The sequence below is a fragment of the Streptomyces sp. NPDC002144 genome (assembly GCF_053593695.1).
Window position 1 is genome coordinate 73,778 of sequence record NZ_JBSFDB010000006.1, and the last position, 24,974, is coordinate 98,751.

17 protein-coding genes are annotated in these 24,974 nt (G+C 70.1%); 5 read left to right on the top strand and 12 right to left on the bottom strand.

The window, feature by feature from the left end; translation table 11 throughout:
* Positions 1-135 precede the first annotated feature (135 nt).
* Positions 136-1,140, bottom strand: coding sequence for an Lrp/AsnC family transcriptional regulator (locus ACWCQ1_RS11015; protein ID WP_451026299.1), 1,005 nt, complete (start codon positions 1,138-1,140; stop codon positions 136-138).
* Between the two features lie 118 nt (positions 1,141-1,258).
* Here ACWCQ1_RS11015 and ACWCQ1_RS11020 point away from each other — a divergent pair, with 118 nt between their 5' ends.
* Complete coding sequence (locus tag ACWCQ1_RS11020) at positions 1,259-2,758, top strand: MFS transporter (RefSeq protein ID WP_451026300.1); 1,500 nt, start codon at positions 1,259-1,261, stop codon at positions 2,756-2,758.
* A gap of 251 nt (positions 2,759-3,009) precedes the next feature.
* Positions 3,010-4,836, top strand: coding sequence for an AMP-dependent synthetase/ligase (locus ACWCQ1_RS11025; RefSeq protein ID WP_358596749.1), 1,827 nt, complete (start codon positions 3,010-3,012; stop codon positions 4,834-4,836).
* Here the strand turns inward: ACWCQ1_RS11025 and ACWCQ1_RS11030 are convergent, their stop codons facing one another.
* The 5 genes from ACWCQ1_RS11030 to ACWCQ1_RS11050 are packed head-to-tail and all read right to left on the bottom strand — an operon-like array spanning position 4,837 to position 14,353.
* Positions 4,837-6,867, bottom strand: a complete 2,031-nt coding sequence (locus ACWCQ1_RS11030) for a PQQ-dependent sugar dehydrogenase (protein WP_358596227.1) — start codon at positions 6,865-6,867, stop codon at positions 4,837-4,839.
* Positions 6,868-6,878: 11 nt separating this feature from the next.
* A complete protein-coding gene (locus ACWCQ1_RS11035; RefSeq protein ID WP_133041899.1) occupies positions 6,879-9,128 on the bottom strand; it encodes an alpha-galactosidase in 2,250 nt (749 codons plus the stop codon).
* Positions 9,125-12,364: a glycosyl hydrolase family 28 protein gene (locus ACWCQ1_RS11040; RefSeq protein ID WP_358596230.1), complete on the bottom strand. Its 3,240-nt coding sequence runs from the start codon at positions 12,362-12,364 to the stop codon at positions 9,125-9,127. The genes ACWCQ1_RS11035 and ACWCQ1_RS11040 overlap by 4 nt, the downstream gene beginning before the upstream one ends.
* A gap of 11 nt (positions 12,365-12,375) precedes the next feature.
* On the bottom strand, positions 12,376-13,158 hold the full coding sequence (locus ACWCQ1_RS11045) for a heparin lyase I family protein (RefSeq protein ID WP_358596233.1): 783 nt from the start codon (positions 13,156-13,158) through the stop codon (positions 12,376-12,378).
* A gap of 4 nt (positions 13,159-13,162) precedes the next feature.
* Complete coding sequence (locus ACWCQ1_RS11050; protein ID WP_133041897.1) at positions 13,163-14,353, bottom strand: glycoside hydrolase family 88/105 protein; 1,191 nt, start codon at positions 14,351-14,353, stop codon at positions 13,163-13,165.
* A gap of 299 nt (positions 14,354-14,652) precedes the next feature.
* Between ACWCQ1_RS11050 and ACWCQ1_RS11055 the strand changes: the two genes are divergently transcribed.
* Positions 14,653-15,489, top strand: a complete 837-nt coding sequence (locus tag ACWCQ1_RS11055; RefSeq protein WP_133041896.1) for an aldo/keto reductase — start codon at positions 14,653-14,655, stop codon at positions 15,487-15,489.
* Here ACWCQ1_RS11055 and ACWCQ1_RS11060 read toward each other — a convergent pair.
* From ACWCQ1_RS11060 to ACWCQ1_RS11070, 3 genes are all read right to left on the bottom strand, one after another.
* A complete protein-coding gene (locus ACWCQ1_RS11060; RefSeq protein WP_451026301.1) occupies positions 15,476-18,007 on the bottom strand; it encodes a hypothetical protein in 2,532 nt (843 codons plus the stop codon). The two genes, ACWCQ1_RS11055 and ACWCQ1_RS11060, sit on opposite strands and share 14 nt — an antisense overlap.
* 114 nt (positions 18,008-18,121) lie before the next feature.
* Positions 18,122-18,733 carry a hypothetical protein gene (locus ACWCQ1_RS11065; protein ID WP_133041894.1) on the bottom strand — a complete coding sequence of 204 codons (612 nt, stop codon included), beginning with the start codon at positions 18,731-18,733 and terminating at the stop codon, positions 18,122-18,124.
* A gap of 78 nt (positions 18,734-18,811) precedes the next feature.
* Positions 18,812-19,756 carry a DMT family transporter gene (locus ACWCQ1_RS11070; protein WP_358596240.1) on the bottom strand — a complete coding sequence of 315 codons (945 nt, stop codon included), beginning with the start codon at positions 19,754-19,756 and terminating at the stop codon, positions 18,812-18,814.
* Positions 19,757-19,984: 228 nt separating this feature from the next.
* Here ACWCQ1_RS11070 and ACWCQ1_RS11075 point away from each other — a divergent pair, with 228 nt between their 5' ends.
* On the top strand, positions 19,985-20,680 hold the full coding sequence (locus ACWCQ1_RS11075) for a glycoside hydrolase family 75 protein (RefSeq protein WP_133041892.1): 696 nt from the start codon (positions 19,985-19,987) through the stop codon (positions 20,678-20,680).
* 39 nt (positions 20,681-20,719) lie between these two features.
* Here ACWCQ1_RS11075 and ACWCQ1_RS11080 read toward each other — a convergent pair whose 3' ends face one another.
* Positions 20,720-21,430, bottom strand: a complete 711-nt coding sequence (locus tag ACWCQ1_RS11080) for an SDR family oxidoreductase (protein WP_133041891.1) — start codon at positions 21,428-21,430, stop codon at positions 20,720-20,722.
* Positions 21,431-21,546: 116 nt separating this feature from the next.
* Positions 21,547-22,452 (bottom strand): class I SAM-dependent methyltransferase, encoded by a 906-nt coding sequence (locus ACWCQ1_RS11085; RefSeq protein WP_358596246.1) that lies wholly within the window; start codon positions 22,450-22,452, stop codon positions 21,547-21,549.
* Positions 22,453-22,610: 158 nt separating this feature from the next.
* Between ACWCQ1_RS11085 and ACWCQ1_RS11090 the strand changes: the two genes are divergently transcribed.
* Positions 22,611-23,381, top strand: a complete 771-nt coding sequence (locus tag ACWCQ1_RS11090) for a phytanoyl-CoA dioxygenase family protein (protein ID WP_451026302.1) — start codon at positions 22,611-22,613, stop codon at positions 23,379-23,381.
* Between the two features lie 61 nt (positions 23,382-23,442).
* Here ACWCQ1_RS11090 and ACWCQ1_RS11095 read toward each other — a convergent pair whose 3' ends face one another.
* The gene (locus ACWCQ1_RS11095) at positions 23,443-24,918 is read right to left on the bottom strand and encodes a cellulase family glycosylhydrolase (protein WP_451026303.1); all 1,476 of its coding nucleotides are present in this window, start codon (positions 24,916-24,918) and stop codon (positions 23,443-23,445) included.
* Positions 24,919-24,974 lie beyond the last annotated feature (56 nt).

Sequence of the window (24,974 nt, forward strand, 5' to 3'; positions counted from 1 at the left end):
CGCGTAGCGCTCCGCGAGAAGTGCCGCGCCGGGACGTCGGTCGTCCGCGGCGCCCTCGTCGCTGGTCGCGCAGTTCCCCGCGCCCCTCGGGGCGTTACAGCGGGGCCGCTCAGGTGCTCAGCTGGGGGAAGCTGTTCAGCGCTGGGGCGGTGCATAGGTGAGCTGCTTGATTCTGCGCAGATAGGGCACGGCGTCCACGTGCTGGATGCCGTCCAGCCGTCCGATCGGCCCGCTCAGGTAGCCGTACAGCGCGGCCGTGTCCTTGAAGACGGCGGTGGCCATCAGGTTCGACGCACCGGAGATCGCCGTGACGTATGCGGTCTCCGGATGCCCCGCGACCGCCTCCCCCACCGCGTGCAGCCTGGCCGGTGTGGCGGTGATCCACAGCGAGGCGGCGAGGGGGTAGCCGAGGATCTCCGTGTGGTACTCGACGTCCAGATACACCGCCCCGGACGCGACGAGCGAGGCCAGCCGCCGTTTCACGGCGGACTCCGAACGGCCGGTCGCGCGCTGGAGCTCGGGATACGGGGCCCGCGCGTCCCGTTCGAGCACGGCGACGAGCGGCTCGTCCTCGGGATCGATCCGCGCGGGCCCCGGCGAGGGCACCGGATCCGGCCGCAGCGCCGCCCGCTGCTCCTCGGTCAGCGCGCCGAACTTCTGCAGCCAGCCGTCCGGCCCGCCGAAGAACCGGTGCAGCAGCTGATGGGCCCGCAGCTCCACCACGCTCGGCGTCCGCGGCAGCTTGCCCAGCATCAGGTCGTCGCGGTCGCCGGGACTGCGCGGCCGGGTCCCGCACAGCACCTCCGTCCCTCCGGCGGCGAGCGCGATCCAGTGGGTGTCCGGTCGCTTGGCGAGCGCGTCCGCGATCTGCAGCGCGGTGTCCGGCACGCAGCGCAGCCGCAGGTTCCACTGGTCGTACCCGAGCCGCTCGGGGTCCCGGACCGCCACCACCCGCAGCCCGCCCTCGGCGCACAGCCGCCGAAAGCGCCGGGCGACGGTCTGGTCGGAGACACCCAGCACCGCGCCGATCCGGCTGAAGGAGGCCCGCGCGTTGGTCTCCAGGGCCGCCAGGATCCGCAGATCGAGCCCGTCGAACGTGTCGGACTCCATGACCAGCCCGTGGGATTCCGTCGCAGTCATGCCCTCTCCTGTCGGGTTTCGGCGTCGGGGCACCCGAAACCGCCGCGATCAGCCGTGCGGGGCCCATCGTACGGAGAGCTACGCGTCCGGCGTACGGAAAGCACAGGGAGTTGAGGACATGCGTACATGGGGGCCGCTCACGGCGGTGTGCCTGGGCACGTTCATGTTGTTGCTGGACGTGACCATCGCGGTGGTCGCGTTGCCGGACATGGCCAGGTCGCTGCACGCGTCGCTGAGCGATCTGCAGTGGGTGATGGACGGCTACGCGCTGGCGCTGGCCGCGCTGCTGCTCGGGATCGGGGCCGCGGCCGACATCCTGGGCCGGCGGCGGGTGCATGTCGCGGGCGTCGTCGTGTTCGCGACGGCGTCCCTGTTGTGCGGCCTCGCGACGGGCCCCGGCATGCTGGTCGCCGCGCGCGGGCTGCAGGGGCTCGGCGCGGCGGCGATGTTCGCGACCACGCTGCCGCTGCTGGGCTCGGTCTACCAGGGCAGGCGGCGCTCGACGGCCCTCGGCGCGTGGGGCGCGGTCAGCGGCGCGGCGGCGGCGGTGGGTCCGGTGGTCGGCGGACTGCTGACGGACGGGCCCGGCTGGCGGTGGATCTTCTATGTGAACCTGCCGGTGAGCGTGGCCGCGGCGTGGCTGACGCTGAAGGTCGTGCCGGAGTCGCACGGCTCGCGCGAGCGGCGCGTGGACTGGGCGGGCACGGCGACGTTCGCCGCCTTCGCCGCGGGGCTGACGTACGGGGCGGTGCGGGCCGGGCAGCACGGCTGGGGCGAGCCGGGCACCCTGGCCACCTTCGCGGCGGCCCTGCTGGCGCTGGTCTGCTTCGTGGCCGTGGAACGGCGGGGCGCCGACCCGCTGCTGGATCCCCGGCTGTTCCTGAAGCCCGGGTTCTCGGGCGTGATGGTGGGCGCGCTCGCCTTCAACGCGGCGGCGTTCAGTCTCATGGCGTACGACTCGATCTGGCTGCAGACGGTGCTCGGGATGAGCCCGGTGCGCGGCGGACTGGTCTTCCTGTGGCTGTCCCTGTCGTCCTTCGTGGTGGCGGCGCTCGGCGGGCGGCTGCTGCACGGGGTGCCGGCGCGCATCACGATCGGCGGCGGGCTGCTGCTGATCGGCTCGGGTCAGTTCTGCATGACGGTGCTGGACGCGGGGTCGACGGCGTCCGCGCTGGTGCCGGGGCTGATCCTGGTGGGTGTCGGTACGGGCCTGGTCTCGCCCGGCATCGCGGGCGCCGCGCTGGCCGCGGTGCCGCACGACCGGGCCGGCATGGCGGGCGGCGCGGTCAACACCTTCCGGCAGCTGGGGTACGCGCTCGGCATCGCCGTGTACGGCACCGTGGTGACCTCGCGGATGCAGGACACGCTGCCGCGCGAGGCGGCGCACGCGCTGGCGGGCGGAGCGGCCGGGGCGCTGCGCGGGTCCTTCCCGGAGCACGCGCTGCGCTCGGCGTTCGCCGCGGGTCTGAACACCGCGGCCGTGGTCGCCGGTCTCACCGCCGCGGTGGCCGGAGCACTCGTGCTCGCCCTGGTCCGGCCCCCTCGTCCGGGCCGCACCGGAGTGACGAATTCCGCCCCGGAGACGCTGAGGGAAGAGACGGCGACGCACCGCGGATGACGCCATTGACCTGCGGTCAAGGCCGGTAGGCAGGTCGTACAGATTCGGTGGAGATTAAGAGCCGGATACTTACTCAACCGTCGGTTTTCTGTCCGACCCTTCCTGATGTGAGCGTATTTTCCGCCCGGTGGCCGGGGTGTACGTGAGGGTTGTTCGGATTCGGCGCCCCTCCCGCCCCGCCGCCGGGTGGGGTAGCTTTCACGGCGCTTGCGAAGTCTCGAACACGGCGCCGAGGGGAGCGGGGAGTGGGTTTGCGCGAGTTCACCAACCCTCCGTTGGCGTTGGCGCCCCCCGTGGGGGGTCTGGCCGACGTCGTCTTCGAGCGTGCCCAGCAGGACCCGCTGCACATCGCGCTCGGCCGCAAGGACGAGCAGGGGCGGTGGCGCGACGTGACCTCGGCGGAGTTCCGGGACGAGGTCCTGGCGCTCGCCAAGGGGCTGCTCGCCCGGGGCATCCGGTTCGGCGACCGGGTCGCGATCATGTCGCGCACCCGCTACGAGTGGACCCTGTTCGACTTCGCGCTGTGGACGATCGGCGCCCAGGTGGTGCCGATCTACCCCACGTCCTCCGCCGAGCAGTGCTTCTGGATGCTGTACGACTCCGAGTGCTCGGCGGCGATCGTGGAGCACGAGGACCACGCGATGACGATCGCCACCGTCATCGACCGGCTGCCGCGGCTGCACCAGCTGTGGCAGCTGGACACCAACGCCGTGCAGGAGCTGTACGACGCGGGCGCGCACATCGAGGACGAGGTGGTGCACCGCCACCGGCAGGCCGTCACCCCCGAGTCGACCGCGACGATCATCTACACCTCCGGCACCACCGGCCGCCCCAAGGGCTGCGTGATCACCCACGGCAGCTTCATGTACGAGGCGGACACCGTCGTCGAGCGGTGGGAGCCGGTGTTCCACTCCAAGAGGGGCGACGAGGCGGCCACGCTCCTTTTCCTGCCCCTCGCGCACGTCTTCGGCCGCATGGTCGAGGTCGCGGCGGTCCGCGGCGGGGTCCGCTTCGGCCACCAGCCGCAGCTCAACGCCGCCGCCCTGCTGCCCGACCTGCAGGCGTTCAGGCCGACCTTCATCCTCGCGGTGCCGTACATCTTCGAGAAGGTGTTCAACTCGGCCCGGCGCAAGGCGGAGAAGGAGGGCAAGGCGGGGCCGTTCGAGAAGGCGGTCGACATCGCGGTGAAGTACGCCGACGCCGTCGAGGCGAAGGCCTGGGGCATCGGACCGGGTCCCTCGGCGGGCCTCAGGATGCAGCACCAGCTCTTCGACAAGCTCGTCTACTCCAAGGTGCGGGCCGCGATGGGCGGCCGCATCCGCAACGCCATGTCCGGCGGTTCGGCGATGGACCGGCGCCTCGGCCTGTTCTTCGCGGGCGCGGGCGTGCCGGTCTACGAGGGCTACGGCCTGACCGAGTCGACGGCCGCCGCGACCGCCAACCCGCCCGACCGCACCCGCTACGGCACGGTCGGCCAGCCCATCCCCGGCATGACCGTGCACATCGCCGACGACGGCGAGATCTGGCTGCACGGCGCGAACATCTTCCAGGGCTACCTCAACAACCAGAAGGCCACCGACGAGACCCTGCACGACGGCTGGCTCGCCACCGGCGACCTGGGCTCCCTGGACGACGACGGCTATCTCACCATCACCGGCCGCAAGAAAGAGATCCTGGTGACCTCCGGCGGCAAGAGCGTCTCCCCCGGGGTGCTGGAGGAGCGGGTGCGTGACCATCCGCTGGTCAGCCAGTGCATCGTCGTCGGCAACGACCGGCCGTACATCGCCGCGCTCGTCACCCTCGACCACGAGGCCGTGGAGCACTGGCTGACGATGCGCGGCAAGCCGCAGATGCCGCCGCAGCAGCTGGTGCGCGACCCGGACCTGGAGACCGAGGTGCGCCGGGCGGTGGTCGCCGCCAACACCCTGGTCTCACAGGCCGAGTCGATCCGTACCTTCCGTATCCTGGCCCAGCCCTTCACCGAGGAGCACGGTCTGCTGACCCCCTCGCTGAAGCTGAAGCGCAAGGCCATCGAGAACGCCTATGCGGGCGAGGTCGAGGCGCTCTACCAGGCGTGACTAGCTGATGTTCACCCGGAAGATCTTGTCAGACCCGTCGGGCTGGTTGCCGTTGTTGTCGCTGTTGGTGGTCGACAGCCACAACTGGTCGGCGCCGGGAACCTTGGTGACCGTCCGCAGCCGGCCATAGGTGCCCACGTAGTACGCGGTGGGCGTGCCGACGCTCTCGTTGTCGCCGTTGATCGGGATCCGCCACAGCCGTTCACCGCGCAGGGACGCCATGTAGACGACGTTGCGCACGATGGCGATACCGCTCGGGGACGCCTCCGAGACGTTCCAGGTGGCCTTGGGGTTGGTCATCCCGGAGACGCTGCAGTTGCCCTCGCAGGTCGGCCAGCCGTAGTTGGCGCCCGGCTTGATCAGGTTCAGCTCGTCCTTGGAGCTGTTGCCGAACTCCGCCTCCCACAACCGGCCGTTGCGGTCGAAGGCGAGGCCCTGCGGGTTGCGGTGGCCGAGGCTGTAGACGTAGTTGCCGAACGGGTTGCCGGGGGCCGGCTTGCCGTCGGTCGTCATGCGCAGGATCTTGCCGTTGAGGGAGTTCTTGTCCTGCGCCAGGTCGGGCGTCTGGGCCTCTCCGGTTGAGACGTAGAGATAGCCGTCGGGGCCGAAGAGGAGCCGTCCGCCGTTGTGGTAGCGGTTCTTCTTGATGCCCTGGAGCAGGATCTTGTAGTCGCTGAGCTTGGTGCCGTCGTACGTCATGCGCACGACCCGGTTGCCCTCGGATGCGGTGTGCATGAAGTAGACGTAGTGGTTGGTGTCCCACTTGGGGTCGACGGCGACGCCGAGCAGTCCGCCCTCGCCGTTGGTGGTGACGGCGTTCGGAACGGTGCCGACCTGGGTCTTCGTGCCGTCCTTGGTGACCTTCCAGACCTTGAAGTCGTCCCGCTCGGTGACCAGGGCGGTCTTGCCGTCGGGCATCCAGTAGGTGCCCCAGGGGATGGTCCAGCCGCTGGAGAGCGTCGCGATCGAGGACGGGACGCCGCCGTCGGTCGCGCACGCCTTCGTGGTGAAGGTGACGGTGTTGCTGGCCTCGGAGACGTTGCCGGCCGCGTCCCGGGCGACGACGTTCAGGCTGTAGGGGCTGTTGCAGGCGAGCCCGGTGAGCGTGGTCGACGTGCCGCTGGTGACCGTGTCGTAGACGGTGGTGTCGCTGCGCACGTCGTAGGCGACGACCGCCTTGTCGTCGGTCGAGGCGCCCCACTTGAGGTCGGCGCTGTTGGCGGTGACATTGCTCGCGGACAGCGTGCCCGGCTTGCTCGGCGGGGTGGTGTCGGAGCTGGGCCTGGTGGTGCAGTCGACGACCGGGCTGGCGGGCGAGGTGTTGCCCGCCGCGTCACGGGCGATCACCGTGAGGTTGTAGTCGGTGTTGGGGGTGAGCCCGGTCAGCGCCTTGGAGGTCGAACTCCCCGGCGCCTCACTGATCTTGTTGCCGTGCTCGTAGATGTCGTACGCGCTCACCCCCACGTTGTCCGTGGACGCCCCCCAGGCCAGGGTGAGGGAGTCCTCGCCGATGTCCGAGCAGCTGGGCTGTCCGGGACGGGTCGGGGCCTGGGTGTCGGCGGCCGTGCCGAGGCTGATCCGGTCGAGGTTGGGGCCGCCGTTGGCGGTGGTGGCGGTGGCCCGGATCTTGTCGGTGCCCGCGGTCAGCGGGACGTTGACGGTCTTGGTGACCCAGGTGTTCCAGTCGGCGGTGGCCGGGAAGGACACCCCGGAGGCGACGACCGTGCCGCCCACGGAGATGTCCATCGGCCGGTCGGTGGAGGTCCCGTTGGCGTAGCGCAGGGTGAGGGCGGAGGTGCCGGCGGAGGCCGCGCTCACCGTGAACTCCACGTAGGAGCCCTTGACGTTGGTGTAGTCGACGAAGCCGGTGCCGGTGTACCCGGTGTGGTTGGTGGCCACGGTGCCCTGCGAGATCTGGGCGTCCTCGGCCTGGTAGTCGGTGGCGGCCAGGGCGGTGCCCTGGCCGAGGCCGGCGAGCGGCAGCGCCAGGGCCGCCACGACGCCGTACGGCAGAACTCTTCTGATGTTCACGGATGTTCCCCTCAGCCCGTGTACTGGGTGAAGACCTTGAGGTAGTCGTACGGCTGCTGTGTCACGCCGCTGCAGGCGTCGCCGTCGGTGCCCGAGCCGCAGGCCCGGTCGCGGTTGACGGCCCAGTAGGTGAGCCGTCCGATGTGGTGCTGCTGGGCGTAGGCGAGCATGGTCTTGAAGTCGGCCACCCGCACGCGCTCACCGGAGTCGTCGGTCTTGCCGTTCATCGACGACAGCCCGATGTGGGTGTAGGCGGTGGCGTCGCTGTAGCCGTAGGCCGACTTCACCTGGGCCTTGAGTCCTTCCATGGCCTTGGTGGTGAGGCTGCCCATGTTCGTGGTGCCGCCGCCGAAGTCGAACGGCATGATGCACCAGACGTCGTTCGCCAGACCGGAGTTGGCGGCCCGCTTGATCATGTCGACGCCGGTGGAGTCGGGGCCGCTGGAGGTGGTGCCGAAGGTGATGACGGTCTTCAGGCCCGGGTTGTTCGCCTTCACCGTCTTCAGCGCGTCGACCACCCGCTGCCGCACGGTCGCGTTGGACCACTCGGTGTTCTCGATGTCGATGTCGAGCGCTTTCAACTTGTAGGCGTTGATCACCTTCTGGTAGGCGCCGGCGAGCGCGGAGGCGCTGGAGCACTTCTCGCCGAGCTTGTTCCCGCTCCAGCCGCCGACGGAGACGACGACGTCACCGCCCGCGCCTCTGATCGCGTTGATCGCCGACTGGTCGCTGCCTCCGGTCAGCGGGCGGGAGCCGTCCCACTTCGGGTTGCAGGTGCCGTCGGAGAGGATGAAGGCGAGAGTGAACCACTTGACGCCGGTCGCGGACATCACCGACGTGGGGTTCTGGGGGTTGCCCCAGCCGAGGTACTCGTACGGGGCCACGGCGAAACCGGGCGAAGCGGCCGCCGCCTTCAGGGAGTTGACGGGTTTGACCCGGATGAGCCGGGTCTCGCCCGGACGCAGGGTCGCGCTGTAGGAGTCGGCGATCACGCCCTTGTGGGATCCGGACCAGAGGTCGGTCACGTCACCCGAGCCGCTGAAGCCGACCTGCGACCAGTTCACGCTCACCGTCGCGTTGCCCGAGGTCCCGGTGTTGAACAGGGCCACGACGTACTGTCCGTCGCTCTCCTTCTTGCTCCAGACCTGTTTGACACCGCTGTTCACGATCCGCTTCGCGGCGACGCCGTCCTGGTCGACGCCGATCAGCCGGTCGTTGGTCAGCATCGCCTTGTCGACGGAGTCGAGTTGGGTGAGGTCGGTGCCGAGCAGCAGCGGGGCCGCCGCCATGGACCACAGCGTGAAGTGCGAGCGGCGCTGGTCCGCCGTCAGACCCACCTGGTCGCCGTTGCCGATCTCCAGCGAGTCCAGGTCGTTCCAGCCGCCGGGTCCGGCGTACGGCTGCCAGGAGGCGGCCGAGTCGAACCGCTTGGAGACGTGGGACCAGTCGGTCAGCGGATAGCCGCTGCCGTTGCTCCCCGGCCCGCAGTAGCACTCGACATCCCCCTGGGTGCGCCAGCTGTTCGCCAGTTTCCGCCAGGTGGAGGCGTCCGCTATCGGCAGGTTGTTGGACAGGGCGAAGTTGATGGGCCGTCCGCTGGCCCGCAGCGCCTTGTCCCAGGCCTGGACGTCGGGGATGTCGGCGCTGCCCACCCCGTCGATCTTCAGGTAGTCGACCCCCCAGGACGCGAACTGCTTGGCCCAGGAGTTGACGAACTCCTGCGCGCCCGGCTTGGAGTAGTCGATGTAGTACATGTTCTTGCAGTTGTAGTTCTTCTCGGTCCTGGAGGTGTCCGCGATGTCCTTCGCGTGGTACGAGGTCCCCTCGATCGGCGTGTTCTTGGTGACGGCGTTCTTCGCGATGCCGGGGGTGACGTAGAAGCCGAACTTCAGACCCTTGGAGTGGACGTAGTCGGCCACCCCCTTGATGCCGTCCGGGAACTTGGCGGTGTCGACGGCCCAGCGGCCGTAGCCGTCGACGGTGAAGCCGTTGCTGTCGCACTTCTGCCAGAAGTCGTCGAGGTTGACGTAGACGAAGCCGTGGTCCTTCAGGCCACTGGAGACCAGCGCGTCGGCCTGCGCCTTGATCTTCGCCTCGGTCGGCGTGCGGCGCACGAAGCTCCAGCTGGACCAGCCCATGGCGGGCCGGACGGACTGGCCGTTGTCGGAGGCGGCCGCCGGGTGGGCGGTGCCCACGAGCGGCACCGCCGCGGCGAGCAGCAGGCCCGCCGCCGCGGCCGTGAGCGATCTGACACGGATCATGACTGTCCCCCGTTCGCGGGTGTGGCGTACGACGTTCCGATCCACGCCTCGTCGACCCGCAGTCGCTTGTAGCGGGTCGTGTCGCTGGAGGCGGCCCAGGTGGTGTCGACCTCGAGCCGGACGTAGCGGGCGTTGGCGGCGGTCAGGTCGATGCCCTGGATGCCGCGGCGGCTCGGCAGCTGGCCGGACTTGACCGCGCTGCCCCAGGTCGAGCCGTCGTTGCTCAGGAACACCTTGTAGTCCTTGATCCGCGCGGACTGCTCGGTGCTCGATCGGGCGTAGGCCACGGAGTCCTCGCGCTGGTTGAGCCCGATGTACTGCACCTTCTTGGCCGAGCCGAGGTCGAAGGTGAGGTTCACGGGGAGGGTCTTGTTGTTGTCCCAGTAGGTGAGGTAGTCGCCGTCGCCGGCCGCCGACGCGCCGTGCCCGCTCGCGGAGGCGCTCGCGCTGACCTTGACGCCGGTGAGGATGCCCTGGCGGCCGGCCGTGGTGACCTTGAAGACCGTGTCGTACGGGTCCCAGGTGCCGAGCCCGCTCAGGGTGAGCACGCCGCCGGACTGCGACCACGAAACCGCGGCGCCCGTGCGGAGGTTGGTGACGGAGGCGATGCGGTAGCCGTTGTCCCGCACGCGCAGGGTGCTGGTGCTGGGCGGGGTCAGGACGTGGATGTACTGCCGGTTCGCGTCGTCCTTGGCGATGGTCGTCACCCCGTACGCGCCGTCGTTCCAGGAGCCGGGCTTGAGGCCGCCGTACATGTAGCCGCCGCCCTCGGTGCCGTGCAGGGACTCCCAGATGGGGTCGAGGTAGGAGTCGGCGAAGGTGTTGAAGGATGCCTGGTTCGCCGGGAACTTGCCGTTGACCTGGGCCGTCTCGGCCATCAGCGCCTTCACCGAGGAGCCGGCGTTGGTGATGAGGCGGCCGAGGGTGAGCGCGCGGTCGACGGAGGGGTTGGAGCCGTCGTACCACCACGCACCGGTCGAGGGCAGCTTGAAGTCGGCCTCGGTCAGGCGGGGTTGGGCGGTGTAGACGGCCTGCGGGTAGTCGTAGGCCGGGGTCATGCCCGTCTTCTGCTCATTGCTGATCATGTCCATGATCGGCGTATCTTCGTTGTTGTTGCTGAGCGTGTAGTTCGGGCGCTTGTCGTAGATCTGCTGGTAGAGGTCGTGGCTCTCCCAGTAGGAGTTGTCGTTGTCGATCCAGAAGCCGCCGAGGTCGGGGTAGCGGTCCATGACCTCGAAGAAGTTGTCGTAACTGAACTGCCCGAAGCCGCCGTTGGTGGTCAGGTCGACGTTCTTGCCCTTGTAGGCGGAGTACGCGGACGAGTCGAGCCACTCGTGGCCGCCCTCGTCGTGCCACTGGGGGTCGTTGGTCATGTAGAGGATGACCTTCAGGCCCTTGGCCTTGGCGGCCGTGATCAGCTCGCCGAGGAAGTCCCGCTTGGTGGAGCAGGAGCCGGGGATCTTGGACGGCCAGGGGCGGGCGTAGCCGAGGCGGCTGTGGAAGGTGGCGAGGACCAGGTACTGGGTGTGCAGCTTCTGCGCCTCGTTCACCCAGTAGTCGGGGCTCCAGCCTCCGCTCGTGACGTCGTTCTCCCAGGCGGTGCAGCTGGTGTGGGCCGGTGCGGTGCGCAGGCCCCAGTGCAGGAACAGACCGCCGACGGAGGCGCGGAGGAAGTCCTGGCGGGGGTTCTCCAGGTCGAGCGGCTTCACCGCCGCGCTACTGCCGCAGTCCTGGCTGCCCGAGACGCGCAGGGCGCCGCCGGAGGTGTTGTGACTGTCCGTCAGGCAGCCGCCGATGACGTTCTGGAAGCCCACGTCGAAGGGCGAGTTGCTGCCCTTCTGCGCGGTGAACCGGGTGAGCCGGATGCCGCTGGCCGCGTTGGCGATGAACGCGGGCCGGCCGTCGTTCGAGGCGAATTTGACCGAGCTGTCGGTGAACTGCACGTTGTCGGCGTTGTGCAGGTACCAGCCGTAGGCGGGGCGGGTGCCGATGCTCTTGGGGTTGTAGTCGGTCGAGTCGTTGCTGGGCACGCCGGTGGACATGGTGCCGTTGCCGCCGGGGACCGTGATGTTGACGTTGGTGAAGGTCACGCCGTTGATGCGGTGCCCGGACTCGCCCCACAGGGTCGGGCTGAAGGACGGGCTGCTGCCGGTCGCCGTGATGTTGTCGTACGTGACGTTGCTGATCGATCCGACACCGGGACTGTTGCCGCAGCGTTTGCGGGTGCCGATCTTCTGCATGATCGGCGAGTGGACGTTGGTCATCGTGATGTCGCGGTAGTGGACGTCGGAGATCTTCGAGCCGTCCATCGAGACCATGCCCAGGCCGGACTTGTCGGCGCCGTCGATACGGATGTTCTCGAACTGGTAGTCCGAGAAGTCGCCGCAGGTCTCGGAGCCGAACATCAGGGCGTTGCAGCACTTGGCCCCGAGGGTCGAATCGCTCACCCGCACATGCCCGTTGGGCAGCTTGGCGCCGAGCGCGTAGTCGCTCTTGAAGACCAGGGCGTCGTCGTTGGCGTGGATGGTGGCGTTGGTGATCGTCGCGTTGGTGGTGGAGATGACGTTCCAGCCGTCGCGGTCGCTCGCGGTGTCGATCGTCAGGTGGTCGGAGGTCACGTTGGTGCAGCCGTTGATGAGGGCCGCGAAGTGACCGCCCCGGCGCAGCGTGAGACCGTCGCCGATCCTGAGCCCGTCGCACCGGGTCAGCGAGATGATCTTGTCGGCCTCGCCGGACTTCGGGTTGCCGGTGATCAGGTTGCCCGCGCCGTCGATGACGCCCTGGCCCACGAAGCCGATGTCGGTCAGCTTGTCGCCGTAGATCATCGCGTCGTGGAAGTGGCTGTGGCCGTAGTCCTGGTAGGAGTCGTACGGGTTGGACTCGGCCTTGTCGTAGGTGTCGGCGCTGGAGCCCTGGAGAGTGGCGCCCTTGTCGAGCTGGAGCGTCACATGGCTCTTCATGTGGAGGGTGTTCTTGGACTTGTAGGTCCCGGAGGGGAAGCGGACGGTGCCGCCGCCGGCCGCGTTCGCGGCCGTGATCGCCTTGTCGATGGCCGCGCTGTCGTTGCTGGAGCCGTCGCCCTTGGCGCCGTAGTCCCGCACGTTGTACTCGGCGGCGGCGCGCGGGGCGCCGGCCGGGGCGGCGAGGGCCGCGGGGTGGGTGAGGCCGAGGACCACGGCCACCACGAAGAGGATGACGGCCGCCGCTCGGCGGCCCGGACCGGTGGGGGGTTTCATGTGACGGCTCCTCACACGAGTTGGTAGCCCCGGAGGTTGGTGAGCAGGAGGTAGGTGTCCTGCAGGGACCCGGAGGTGTCGCCGAGGGAGCGGTAGATGCCCCATTTCGGGCGCACGCGGTCGGCCAGGAAGGTGTCGACGCCGGTCTTCGACTTGTCGATGACGGTCGTGCCGCCGGACTTGAGGATCCAGCGGACGGAGCCCGCCGAGCCGTTGCCGACCTTGATCTGGAAGTCGACGTCGGTCCAGTTGTCGTGCAGCGGGTCGAGATCCGTGCGGCCGATGAGGGTGCCGGAGATGGGCAGGGTCAGCTCGATGGTCTGCTTGCCGCTCACCCGGCGCAGCGACTGCGTGACGATCGGGGAGGAACCGGCGCCGGGCTGCTTCATCTGCATGATGTGGGTGAAGGTGGTGGTCGCCTTCAGCGAGCTCGGGATGTACATCGAGTAGGTGACCCGCCAGGTCTGGCCCTCGTTCCACTTGAGGTAGCTGCTGGAGCTCGTGCGCAGACCCGTGACCTCCTGGCGCTGGCGGTCCGTCGAGGTGTCCCGGTCCACCATGTGCATGTTGAACCGCCAGTTGTTGCCGGTGGCGAAGATGTGCGGATGCCCGGCGGGGTGCGAGTCGGCGCGGTCGTCCTCGATCGTCTCGAAGGCGCCGAGGCCGTCGCCGCTCGCCGAAGGAGCCCACTTCTGCTGCCAGGAGGCGGCGTGGGCGGTGGCGGGCAGCCCCAGCGTCGCCCCGGCCGCACCCGCGACCGCCGCACCCAGCAGCGCCCTTCTGGACGTGCTCATGACACTACTCACCTCGCAGTTGTTCGTTCATGATCAGGAAGGCGCCCAGACCGTGGAAGTCGTTGGTGGCCCGGTCACGGGCGATGTAGTACGCGTAGTCGCCGACGTTGGTGCCGATGGAGATGTCGGCGAGGTTGGTGCGGCCGTCGGAGCCGACCGAGAGCTTCGCCAGCACGCCCTGGTAGCCGCGCTGCGCGACGGCGGCGTAGTGCGGGTCGAGGTAGCCCTGCTGAACGCCCCGGGAGAGGGCGTAGGTGAACATGCTGGAGCAGGAGGTCTCGGTCCAGTCGTCGGACCGGCTGCCCTTGTCCATCACCTGGAACCAGCGCCCGGTGGCCGGGTCCTGGTACTTCTCCAGCCCCGCGGCCAGCTTGCGGAAGATGGTGAGCAGTTGGGGACGGCGGGACTGGTTCGCCGGAACGGCGTCCAGGACGTTGACGATCGCCATGGAGTACCAGCCGACGGCCCGGCACCAGTGCTCGGGGGCGAGCCCCGTCTGCGGATCGGCCCAACTCGCGCTCTTGGACTCGTCGTAGGCGTGCCTCAGCAGCCCGTTCGCGACCTGCAGATGGCTGCCGTAGACGTACAGCTGCTTGGCCGCCTCGTCGTCGGTGTACGCGCTGTCGCCGAACTCCTTGCCGTACTCGACGAGGAACGGGTTCACCATGTAGACGCCGTCCGCCCAGAGTTGATGGGCCCGGCTGGAGGTGTTCGCGTGCCAGAAACCGCCGTCGGCGGTGCGCGGGTAGGTGTTCAGGCGGTCGCGGATCTTCTTGGCCGCCTTGCGGTAGCGGTCCTGTCCGGTCTCGTGGTGCAGGATCACCAGGAGCCGGCCGGCCTGCATGCTGTCCAGGTTGTTGAAGGACTGGTCGATGGAGCCGTCGCTCTTCACGAACCGGTCGACATAGCTCTTGATGTAGGTGAGGTAGCGGGCGTCGTGGGTGCGCCGGTAGGTGAGGTACTGGCCGTAGAGGTAGAGGCCGACGGGGTACGACCAGCCGCCGATGGAGCTCGGCGTGTAGCGGGCCATGGTGGAGTCGACGACGGCCGTGGACCAGTCGCGGGCGGCGGCCGGGCGGAGGGCCGCTGGGCCGGTGGGGGCGGTCGGCGCGGGTGCGGCCGCGGGCAGGGTGGTCAGGGCCGCACTGGCGAGGACCAGCCCGGTCAGTGCCGTTCGCAGGCGACGGCGTCTCATGTTCCTCCCTCTCGATCGGACGGGGAGACCCGGAAACATCGGAGGAAAACCGAACCAACTGTTCACATTCATGGATCGCGTTCAGGGACTCGTTCGTTGGCGCGATCCAGAGTTGCGGTCCGGAGGTTCAGCGGTCAATGGTCCGGACCGCAGAGGTCGGATCCATTTCCAGCCAATCTCGGCTTCCGGCACTGACTCATCGGTCAGTTCGGACGGATTCTCCGGTCAGGAATGCATCGCGGCTCGTGATCGTTGACGATGGGAGTACCACCTGACGACAACCGAAGGATCAAGAGCTCGTGAGCAGCAAGGTCCCCCCGATCATCCTGAACAACGGCGTGGAGATGCCCCAGCTGGGCTTCGGCGTCTGGCAGGTGCCGGACGACGAGGCGGAGCAGGCCGTCGCCACCGCGCTGGAGGCCGGGTACCGCAGCATCGACACAGCGGCGATCTACGGCAACGAGGAGGGCACCGGCAAGGCCATCGCCGCGTCCGGCGTCCCCCGCGAGGAAATCTTCGTCACCACCAAGCTCTGGAACTCCGAGCACGGGTACGACGCCACGCTGCGCGCCTTCGACGCGTCGCTGGAGAAGCTCGGCCTGGACTACCTCGACCTGTACCTGATCCACTGGCCGACGCCGGCCCGCGACAAGTACGTCGACACCTACAAGGCGTTCGAGAAGCTGCACGCCGACGGACGCGTCCGCGCGATCGGTGTCTCCAACTTCGAGCCCGAGCACCTGCGGCGGCTGATCGACGAGACGTCCGTCATCCCGGCGGTCGACCAGATCGAGCTGCACCCGCATCTGCAGCAGCGCGCGGCCCGGGAGTTCCACGCGGAGCAGGGCATCGCCACCGAGGCCTGGTCCCCGCTCGGTCAGGGCAAGGGCCTGCTGGAGGTCCCGGCGATCGTCGCCATCGCCCAGAAGCACGGGCGCACCCCGGCCCAGGTCGTGCTGCGCTGGCACCTCCAGCTCGGCAACATCGTGATCCCCAAGTCCGTGACGCCGTCCCGGATCCGGGAGAACATCGAGGTCTTCGACTTCAGCCTGGACACCGAGGACCTCGCGGCGATCAGCGCCCTGAACGAGGACCGGCGGTTGGGGCCGGACCCGTCGTCGTTCAATATGGCCTGAGCCGCTGCCACGGCCACCACGGCCTGACGGCACTCACCCGCGGGGGCTCCTCCCGCACCACGGGCCGGGCAGCCGGGGCCGGGCCCGGAACCGGCTGCTGGGCCGTGGAGTTCCGCCAGGCCAGGACGATGTCGCCGTACGCCTGGTCGGCGAAGTAGTCGGAGTGCCCGAGCGGCTCCTCGTAGCAGGAGTCGCCGGGCCGCAGGCCGAAGCTGCAGGGATCCAGCAACTGCCGGTCCGGCGCGCCGGGCAGGCAGCCCGCCGTCGCCCTCGGCCGGGCGGCCGCATGGGGCGGCAGGGGGTCGTCCACGATGACCCAGCCGCCGATCGGGTCGCTGGGACGGTAGAGGTTGTTCCAGCGCCAACGCCCGTTGTCCGTCAGGAGTTCGCCCAGCCGCCGCAGCGTGCGGACGTCGAAGTAGGCCGGGAAGAACCGCACGTACAGCCGGGTCGCCGGGTTGCCGTAGCTGAGGAGCGCGGTCCTCTCGCTCGCCGGAGTCCTGGCCTGCAGCAGCACGGCCGTCCCGATGACACAGCCCTGCGAATGGCAGGAGAAGACCACCCGTCCGTCCTTCGCCGGGTCCCCTGCGGCAGGAGTGAGGTACTCCAGTCGCTCCAGCAGATCGGGAACCGTGCGCTCGGCGTAGCAGGGCGGGGCGAAGGGGTGGGTGGCGCGGGGCCAGAAGGTTCCGATGTCCCACAGCACACCGACCGTGCGGCGGAAGCGCTCACTGCGGTAGGCCTGCCGGCCGGCCCACAGGATGGCCGCGACCAGGCCGGTGAGCACGAGGTTCGCCAGGGTCAGGAACCAGCGCGGCCCCTCGGTGACCAGGCGCACGCCCAGGACCGGACCGAGGACGGCGCCCGCCACGGTGATCAGGGCCACCGTCGCCAGCAGCCGCCCGAGGACCGACTGCGCGGCCCCGTCGAGCCGTCCGGCCAGGTCCCAGCTCGCGGCGATCCGTGTGCACCGCACCCCTTGCTCGTCCTGGCCCACCTCCGCCTCGGGATAGGCGTCGGCGACCCTCTGCGCGGACGCTCCACGGCCGCGCCGGATCCCCGCCCAGGCGATCCCCGCCAGCGCCACGGCGGCCGCCGTGCTCGCGAGCCCGACCGCGGCCGCCCAGTAGTACGCGGTCGGTACGACCAACAGCCGCTGGCCGCCGGGGTGCTGGGTCTGTCCCGGCACCGCGGGAGCGCCCAGGATCTCGGCGACGCGCAGGGTCAGACCGGCCGACAGAGCCGTCGCCAGCGAGGTGGCGAGCAGGGCGACCCCGCTCATGGTCAGCCCGCCCCACGCCGGGCGCGGGAAGTCCGGGTTGCCGAAGCCGGCCTCGCGGTCCTCGCCCCTCCGCCCGCGCAACGCCCCGACCATCCCCGGGACATGGGTGAGGAACAGGACCGCCAGCAGCGCTCCCTGCGCGCCCAGCACCCACTGGGTCGCCCCCACCTGCCACGGCAGTTCGGCGGGAGCGGGCCCGAGCGGCTCGTCGCGCCACAAGGCCACCACCACGGCACCCGCCGTCAGCAGTGACGCGGCGAGCGGCAGCAGCGTGTACCCGTCCCGGTAGCGCCTCAACGGCTCGCCCACCGTGGGCTGTTCCCGCTTCCCCGTACGCGGCAGCGCGACCCGCAGGACCACCCAGGCCAGCAGCACCAGCAGCGCCAGCAGTACGGCGTTGCGCGCGTCGCCCAGCGGTGTCGTACCCCAGCCGGAGCCGTGCCACAGGCGGGTGAGGTCACGGCCGGGCGGCAGGGGCGCGAGCAGCAGCACACCCACCAGCGCGGTCGCTCCCGCGACATGCAGCAGACGCAGCCTGCGCACGGCCGCGTTCCCGTTCCACAGCTGCCGGTTCTCCAGCAGGGTCCGGTTGTCGGGTTGTTGCACGCTCTGCGGCACGGGCCGCTTCTCGAACCGCGCCCACGTGGTGTGCGCCAGGTACCAGAGCAGCCCGATGACGGCCAGCGGAAGCAGGGCGGCGACGGCGAGATGGCGTCCGGTCCCGGCGAGCCATCCGTACCGTATCCAGTTCAGCCACACCACACCGCCGTTCGCGCAGTGCGGGCCGCCCGCCCCCGCTGCCCCGCACTGCCATCCGACCAGGTCCATCGAGACCGAGGTCGCGGCCAGTACGGCGGTCCCGGTGAGGGACAGCGCGAGCAGCCGCTGGGCCACGATCCGCGCCTCCACCGAGCGCCGTCGCCGCTCGGCGGAGTGCCCCGGGTCCATGTAGAAGGCCATGTTGAGCAGCATGAACGGCAGCAGGAGCAGCCACAGGGCCCGCTTGTTGTCGCCCGAGGTCAGCCCGCCCCACGAGTAGCCTTCACGCCGGAACCCCGGCGGATCGTCCGTGCCCCGGCGGCTGTCCCAGACCCGCCGGTAGAAGCCGGCCTGCCGGTCCCCGGCCACCCGCAGCACCGCGGGATGCCCGAGTTCCGACTCCGGCGAGGTTCCTCCCACGCCGTGGACCCGCAACTCGGTCCAGCCGTCGGTGCCTTCGTTGACGTAACGGTCCATGAGCGCCCCCGTTCCCCCGAACAGAACATGTCCAGGATGACGGGTTCGCGCCCGGTCGAACCCTTTGCGGCAGCCGCGAGTTCAGATGGGAATTCAGATGGGGACGGCGGAGCCTCAGGCGCCCCGCACGTCGGTGAAGACGATCTCGAACTCCTCCAGTCCGGTCACCGTCACATGCGCCTTGGCCGCGCCCTCGTGCCGGGCCGCCGCCTGGGCCGCGCGGGAGGCGACGAGGGAGCCTCGGTCGGTGAACAGGGCGCCGACCAGGCCGCGTCCGCGCTGCCGGTCGACGAGCAGGGACGCCCGGGCCAGCCCGGGCAGCGTCTCCAGCCGGGGCACCACCGACGCCCGGAAGGTGTCGGCGAGCAGATCGGCGTCCGTGGGGTCCAACTCCAGCCGGGTGAGCCGCAGTCCGCCGCCCTGCGCGGGCTGCCGGACCTGGTGGAAGACCAGGGCCTCGTAGTTGTCGACCGCGGTCGTCGCCGCGAACGGCTCCAGCAGCGATCCGCGCCGCTCCCGCATGACCTCGTCGCTGTTGCGCCGGGCCTCCTCGGTCTGCCACCAGCTCACCGCGAGCAGCTTGCCGAGCTCCCGGTCCACGAAGACGCCCGACCCGCGGTAGCCGGGACGCTCCTCCAGCAGGTCCCTCCCCTGCGAGTTCAGCGCCCTGATGGCCGTGTCGACCTGCGCGGGATCCCCGGTCACGTACACCGTGCGAACGAACATGCCCCTCGCCTCCCGAAGCCGAGCGCTGTACGGAATGTTCGATATGACCAGTCTTCTCCTGTGCGGGGAACGCTGCAATCAGGGCGACTCGGCGGACCCGTCGTCGCGCGGGTGCGTACGGCGGCCTGCCACGGTGACGTACGCGCTCACCAGGATCAGCACACACCCGCCCCATTGCGCGAGCGTCGGTCGCTCCCCCAGGATCCAGGCGCCCAGCAGCACCGCCCCGACGGGGGTGAGCAGCAGCAGGACCGCGCCGGTGTGGCTGGGCAGGCGGGGCGAGTTGAGGGCGACCAGGAGCCAGCCGACGATCTGGCTGCTCAGCGCGACCAGGGCGAGCCAGCCCAGGGTGTGCCAGGGCGGGGTGAGGTCGAGGGCGCCCCAGGCGGCGCCACCGAGCGCGGAGACGACGGTCGCGGACAGGATCACCACCGTGTACGTCGTACGGACATGTCCGTGGAAGCCGCCGCGGCGCAGCAGGAACAGGAAGCCGGAGTAGCTCAGGGCGGCGAGGACCGCGTGGACGGTGCCCGCGACGGGGTCGCTGCCGCTCGCTCCGTGCTCGAGGAGCCCGCCGGTCAGCACGACCCCGGCGATCATCGCCGGGAGCCAGAGCAGGAAGCGGCGGGGGATGTGCTCCCGGTCCACCGCCCAGGCCAGCAGCGGCACCAGGACGACCTGCACGTTGACCAGCACGGTGGACAGCCCGGCGCCCACCTCGGTGATCGACCTGGCCCACAGCAGGGCGTCCACGGCGAACAGCGCGCCGCCCGCGACGCCGTAGAGCAGCTGGCGGCGCGGTGGCCGGCCCTCACGGCGGAACTCGGGCAGGGCCAGCAGCGCCAGGACGGGCAGGGCGAGCAGACAGCGGTACGCGGAGGCCGTGCCCGCGTCCGCGCCGGACAGCTCGATGAAGACCGGCGACAGGGACAGCGACAGCGCGCCGGCCGCCTGGCCCCAGCCCGGGCCGCCGAAGGCCCGGGCGGGACGTCGGCGCTGCGGGGCGAGGTCGGTACGGGCCACCCGGCGGCCTCCTCACGACGGGTACGCGGCGGGGCGGTCGCCCCGAGTACCCGTGTACCGGCCATCTACGCGGGACCGGCTTCCCCGCGGTGAGCTGGCGCTTTCCGCTCCAGCCCCAACCGCACACCCGGACAGGGCCGTTCATGGGGTTGACGCGGGCATGCTCGCGGGTCCACCTTGTACGCCAACCCGGTCAGGAAAGTTTCCTAACAGAAGGGTCTCCCCACAGTGCGCATCCGAACACTGACCCTCGCCGCGGCCTCCGGGGCCGCCCTGCTCGCCGCCGGAGTGCTCCCCGCGAACGCTTCCGGCGCCGTCCACCCGACGTCCGCCCAGGAGGGCTCGGTCAGCGCGGCCGACCTGCTCGCCAAGGTGACGTCCTGTTCCCAGATCTCCAACGGCAAGTACAAGACCGACGACGAGACCTCGGCCACCATCCCGGTGTGCGGCAAGAACGGCGCCGTGTTCTGGAAGGCCGACATGGACATCGACTGCGACGGCCAGCGGACCACGAACTGCAACGAGGACCGCGACCCCTGGTACCAGGACGACACGGCCTTCCACCAGTCGAACGGCAAGCCGCTGAAGGCCGAGTCGCTGCCCTACATCGTGGTGCCCAGCTCCAGCAGCATCTGGAAGTACTCCAGCTACGGCATCAAGGGCGGCGGTGTGGTCGCCGTGATCTACAACAACAAGGTCGAGTACGCCGTCGTCGGCGACACCGGTCCCACGAAGATCATCGGTGAGGCCTCGTACGCCACCGCGAAGGCGCTCGGCATCGACCCCGACCCGGCGACCGGCGGGGCCGACTCCGGCGTGACGTACATCCTGTTCAAGAACTCGCAGGTATCCCCCATCGAGAGCCACAGCGCGGCGGTCTCGCTGGGCCAGCAGTTGGCGAAGCAGTTCATCGCCAACAACTGAGGGGGCGGCCCGGGCAGCCCGACGTCCCTTGCGGGAGGGTCAGTTGGGCTGCCCGATCGGCCGTACGACGACGGTGTTGACGTCGACGCCCTCGGGCTGCCGGATCGCCCAGAGAACCGAGTCGGCGATCTGCTCGGCGGTCAGCAGATGGCCCGGCGGCAGGCTGCCGTACTCGTCCCAGAACGGCGTCTCCACCCGGCCCGGAGCGATCAGGGTCACACCGACGCCCCACTCGGTGACCTGGCGCCGGGTGTTCTCGGCGAGACCGGTCACCGCCCACTTGGTCGCCCCGTAGATGTTGCCGGGCGTGTTCACGAAACCGGCCACGCTGCCGACCAGGACGATCCGGCCCCCGGTCTCCTTCAGCGCGTCGACGGACGCCCTGACGAGGAGCGCGGGGCCGAGCACGTTGGTCAGCACCATGTCCCTCCACCCGGCCGGGTCGCCGTCCGCGACCGAGTCGTGGGTGGCGTACCCGGCGTTGGCGACGACCGTGTCCAGCCGCCCGAACTCCTTCAGCGTGGCCGCGACGGCCGCCTGCACGTCGTCCCACTCGGCGGCGTTCCCGGCGACCGTCAACAGGCCCTCCGGCTCACCGAGTTCGGCGGCGAAGGCGCGCAGCCGCTCCTCCCGGCGCCCGGTGACGGCGACCCGGTGCCCGGCGTCGAGCAACCGCCGCGCGACAGCGGCACCGATGCCGCTGCCGCCACCGGTGATCAGCGCGACCCGGGACGCGGTACTGGTGGACATGGTTACCCCCTGTGTTCCGTACGGACGTTCCGTTCGAACGAAGGGAGTGAACCAGTTGAAGCACTCTCGAAGTCAAGAGCCACGATCCCTGGGCGGGGGCTCCCCCAACCGCCGGCTCACATCGCGTGGGCGGCCGTGTGCACGGTGTGGGCCGCCAGGACGAAGACGTCCGGGCGGTGGTGGACGCCTGCCTTGTCGTCCGGGTCGAGGAGGCGGTCGAGGGTGCCGCGGTCGTCGGCGTCGAGGCGGTCGGCGAAGGCCTCGCGGAAGCGGGAGAGGGTGGCGGCGACGTAGGCGCGGGCGCGGTCCTTGGCGGGAGCCGGGAGGTCGAGGAGGAAGGTGCGGCTGCCGGTGGGGCGCAGGCCCGCCGTCGTCATCAGGCCCGGCCAGTCCTCGGCCTCCGCCACCGTGCCGGGCAGACTCGCCCGCATCCCGGCGAACCACTCCTCCTCCAGCGCGTCCAGCCGCGCCTGCAGACCGGGGCGCCCGATGCCGATGTCCCGGGGCAGGAAGCGCGCCGGCAGCCCGCCCTCCATGATCGCCAGCGTGCCCCCGGGCGCGAGCCGCTCGGCGAACGCGGCGAGGGCGGCCCGCTGGTCACCGAGGTGATGCAGACTGCGGCTTGCCCACAACAGGTCCGCCGGATAGTCCAACTCCTCCAGTACGCCGGGCAGTTCACCGGCGACCGTGCTGAAGCGGTCGCCCACGCCGAGCCGTTCCGCCCGCGCCCTGGCCCGCTCCAGCAGCGGCTCGGAGCTGTCGACCGCGACGACCCGGGCCCCCGGGAAGGCCTCCGCGAGCAGACACGCGACGACACCCGGACCGCTGCCCGCGTCGACGATCAGCCCCGGTTCCGTCTGCTTGTCGGTCAGCCAGGCCAGGGCCCTCTCGTACAGCGAGGTGAACAGCTCCGCCTGGGCCTCCAGCAGCGGGGCCATCTCCGCCCAGTCGATGTCGCCGTGGTCGTGGCGACCGGGCTGGTGGTTGCCGTGCTCGTGGTTGCCGTGGTGTCCGTGCGCCATGGAAGTCAGCCTCTCGTCCGATGCGGCTCAGCGTGCGCCGACGCACCGCGGGACGGCAAGCGGAGTTGCCGTGACGGCAAAATCCGGCGGCATCCGACGGTATCCGGCGGCAGGAAATTGGGATGCGCATGGCGGGACGGCTCACCGACGATGGCCCGATGGACGACGTACTGGTGGAGCGCTTCCTCGCGGACGGGTTCGTGAGGATCGAGGGGGCGTTCCCGCCCCGGGTCGCCGAGGACTGCGCACGGCTGCTGTGGCGGGAGACGGGGTACGACCCGCAGGACCCCGGCACCTGGAAGGACCCGGTGGTGTGGGTGGGCGGCATGGCCCAGGGCCCGTTCGCCGCGGCGGCCAACTCCCCCGTACTGCATGATGCGTTCGACCTGCTGGTGGGTGAGGGCCGCTGGCTGCCGCGCTACTCCCTGGGCAGCTTCCCGCTGCGGTTCCCGCACGAGGAGGAGCCGGACGACGCGGGCTGGCACATCGAGGGAAGCTACCTCCCGGAAGGGGAGAACTGGTACTTCACCAACCTCCGCTCCCGGGACCGCGCCCTGCTGATGCTGTTCCTGTTCAGCGAGGTGACCGAGGCGGATGCCCCGACCCGCATCCGGGTGGGCTCGCACCTGGACGTCCCGCCCCTGCTGGAGCCGTACGGGGAGACGGGCGTCTCGGGCCTCGAGATCGCACCGCAGCTGGTCGAGGCCTCGGCGCACCGCCCCGTCACCCACGCCACCGGCTTCCCCGGCGACGTCTACCTCTGCCACCCCTTCCTGGTCCACGCGGCCCAGCCCCACCACGGCACCCGCCCCCGCTTCATGGCCCAGCCACCCCTGATGCCGGCACTCCCGTACGAACTGAACCGCCCGGACGCCGACTACTCCCCGGTCGAGTTCGCCATCCGCCGGGCCCTGTCCGACACGGGGTGACCAGCCACAGACGGCCCGCAGCCAGAACCATGAGTGCGGGTCTCCTTCTCCGGGACGGGAATTACGGGGTGAGGGCGCGCAGGTGATCGCGCAGCCCGGTGCCGTACGACGTGGGTGTGCCGTCGTAGTCGGAGATGAGCGAGGGACCGGAGGAGCAGTCCCAGGTGTTCCAGGTCCAGCCGAGGTAGGAGAGCCCCCGGTCGTCGAACCACTTCATCACCTGGTCGACGAAGGAGTGCGAGCAGGTGTTCTCGCCGATCTCCCCGGCCACGAGCGGGACTTGGGCCGCGACCGGGGCGAGGGTGGAGTTCCAGCAGCTCTCACTCGCGCAGGAGTTGAAGTTGTACACGTGGTACGCGGCGACGAGATCGCCCGTCGGGTCGCTGGGCCGGTACGTCAGCCACTGGCTCAGGTCGTTCGAGTACGCGAGCCCGCCGGCCAGGACGACGTTCTTCGCGCCGGTCCCGCGCACGGCGTCGACGAGGTCCTGCATGCCGGCGACCTGGTAGCCGATGCCGGGGCAGGTGCCGCCGTCCCGCCAGCACTGCCACGCCTGGGTGGCCGTGGAGGTGGCGCGGTCCGGGTAGGGCTCGTTGAACAGGTCGAAGATCACGGCAGAATCGTTCTTGAAGGTGTTCGCCACCGAGGTCCAGAAGGACGGCGTGTACTGCATGTCCGGCATCGGCTTCTGGCAGGTGGCGTGCACGTCGGAGCAGCCCGCCGAGTTGCCGGTGTACTGGCCGTAGGTCCAGTGCAGGTCCAGGACCGGCGTCAGGCCGTGCGCCTCGGCGCGGGCCACCAGGTCCTTGACGGCGTTGACGTAGTTCGTGCCGCCGTACTGCGCCTGGACGCCGGAGAGCCCCAGCCAGCACTCCTCGTTGAGCGGGATGCGGACCGTGTTCGCCTTCCAGCCGGCGATCGCCTTGATCGCGGTGTCGTCCACCGGACCGTCCCAGATGCCCCGGCCCTGCACGCACATGAACTCACCGCCGGACCGGTTCACGCCGACCAGCCGGCGCGTGGCACCCGAGGCGTCCACGAGCCTGTTGCCGGACACGTGCAGCGCGGGCGCGGTACCGCTCGCGGGCGGCTGGGTCGGCGGGGGTGACGGCTCCGCGTCGACGTTGCACGTCGTCCCGTTGAGCTTGAACGACGTGGGTACGGCGTTGCTCCCCGACGCAGGCCGGGAGGCGAGAAACCCGGCGCTGACGCTCGCGCCGGTGGCCAGCGAGCCGTTGTAGCTCTCGTTACCGGCGGTCACGGTCGTGCCGGACTGGGACCACTTGGCGTTCCAGCCCTGGGTGACCTCCTGGCCGCCGGCGAAGTCGAAGCCGAGGTTCCAACCGCTCAGGGCCGCCGAGTTGTTGGTGATCGTCACGGCGGCCTGGAAGCCGGTGTCCCACTGGCCGGTGACCGAGTACTCCACCGAGCAGGCGGGCGCGGCTCCCTGCGCCGTGACGACCGGAATCGTCATGAACCCAACAAGTCCGACCGCCCCGGCGACAACTAGAAGTACTGAACGCGAGGGGTGTCGCATGAGCGACTCCTTGCAGCTCGGGCACGTCGGTACGGACGCGTCGACTGATGGAATCG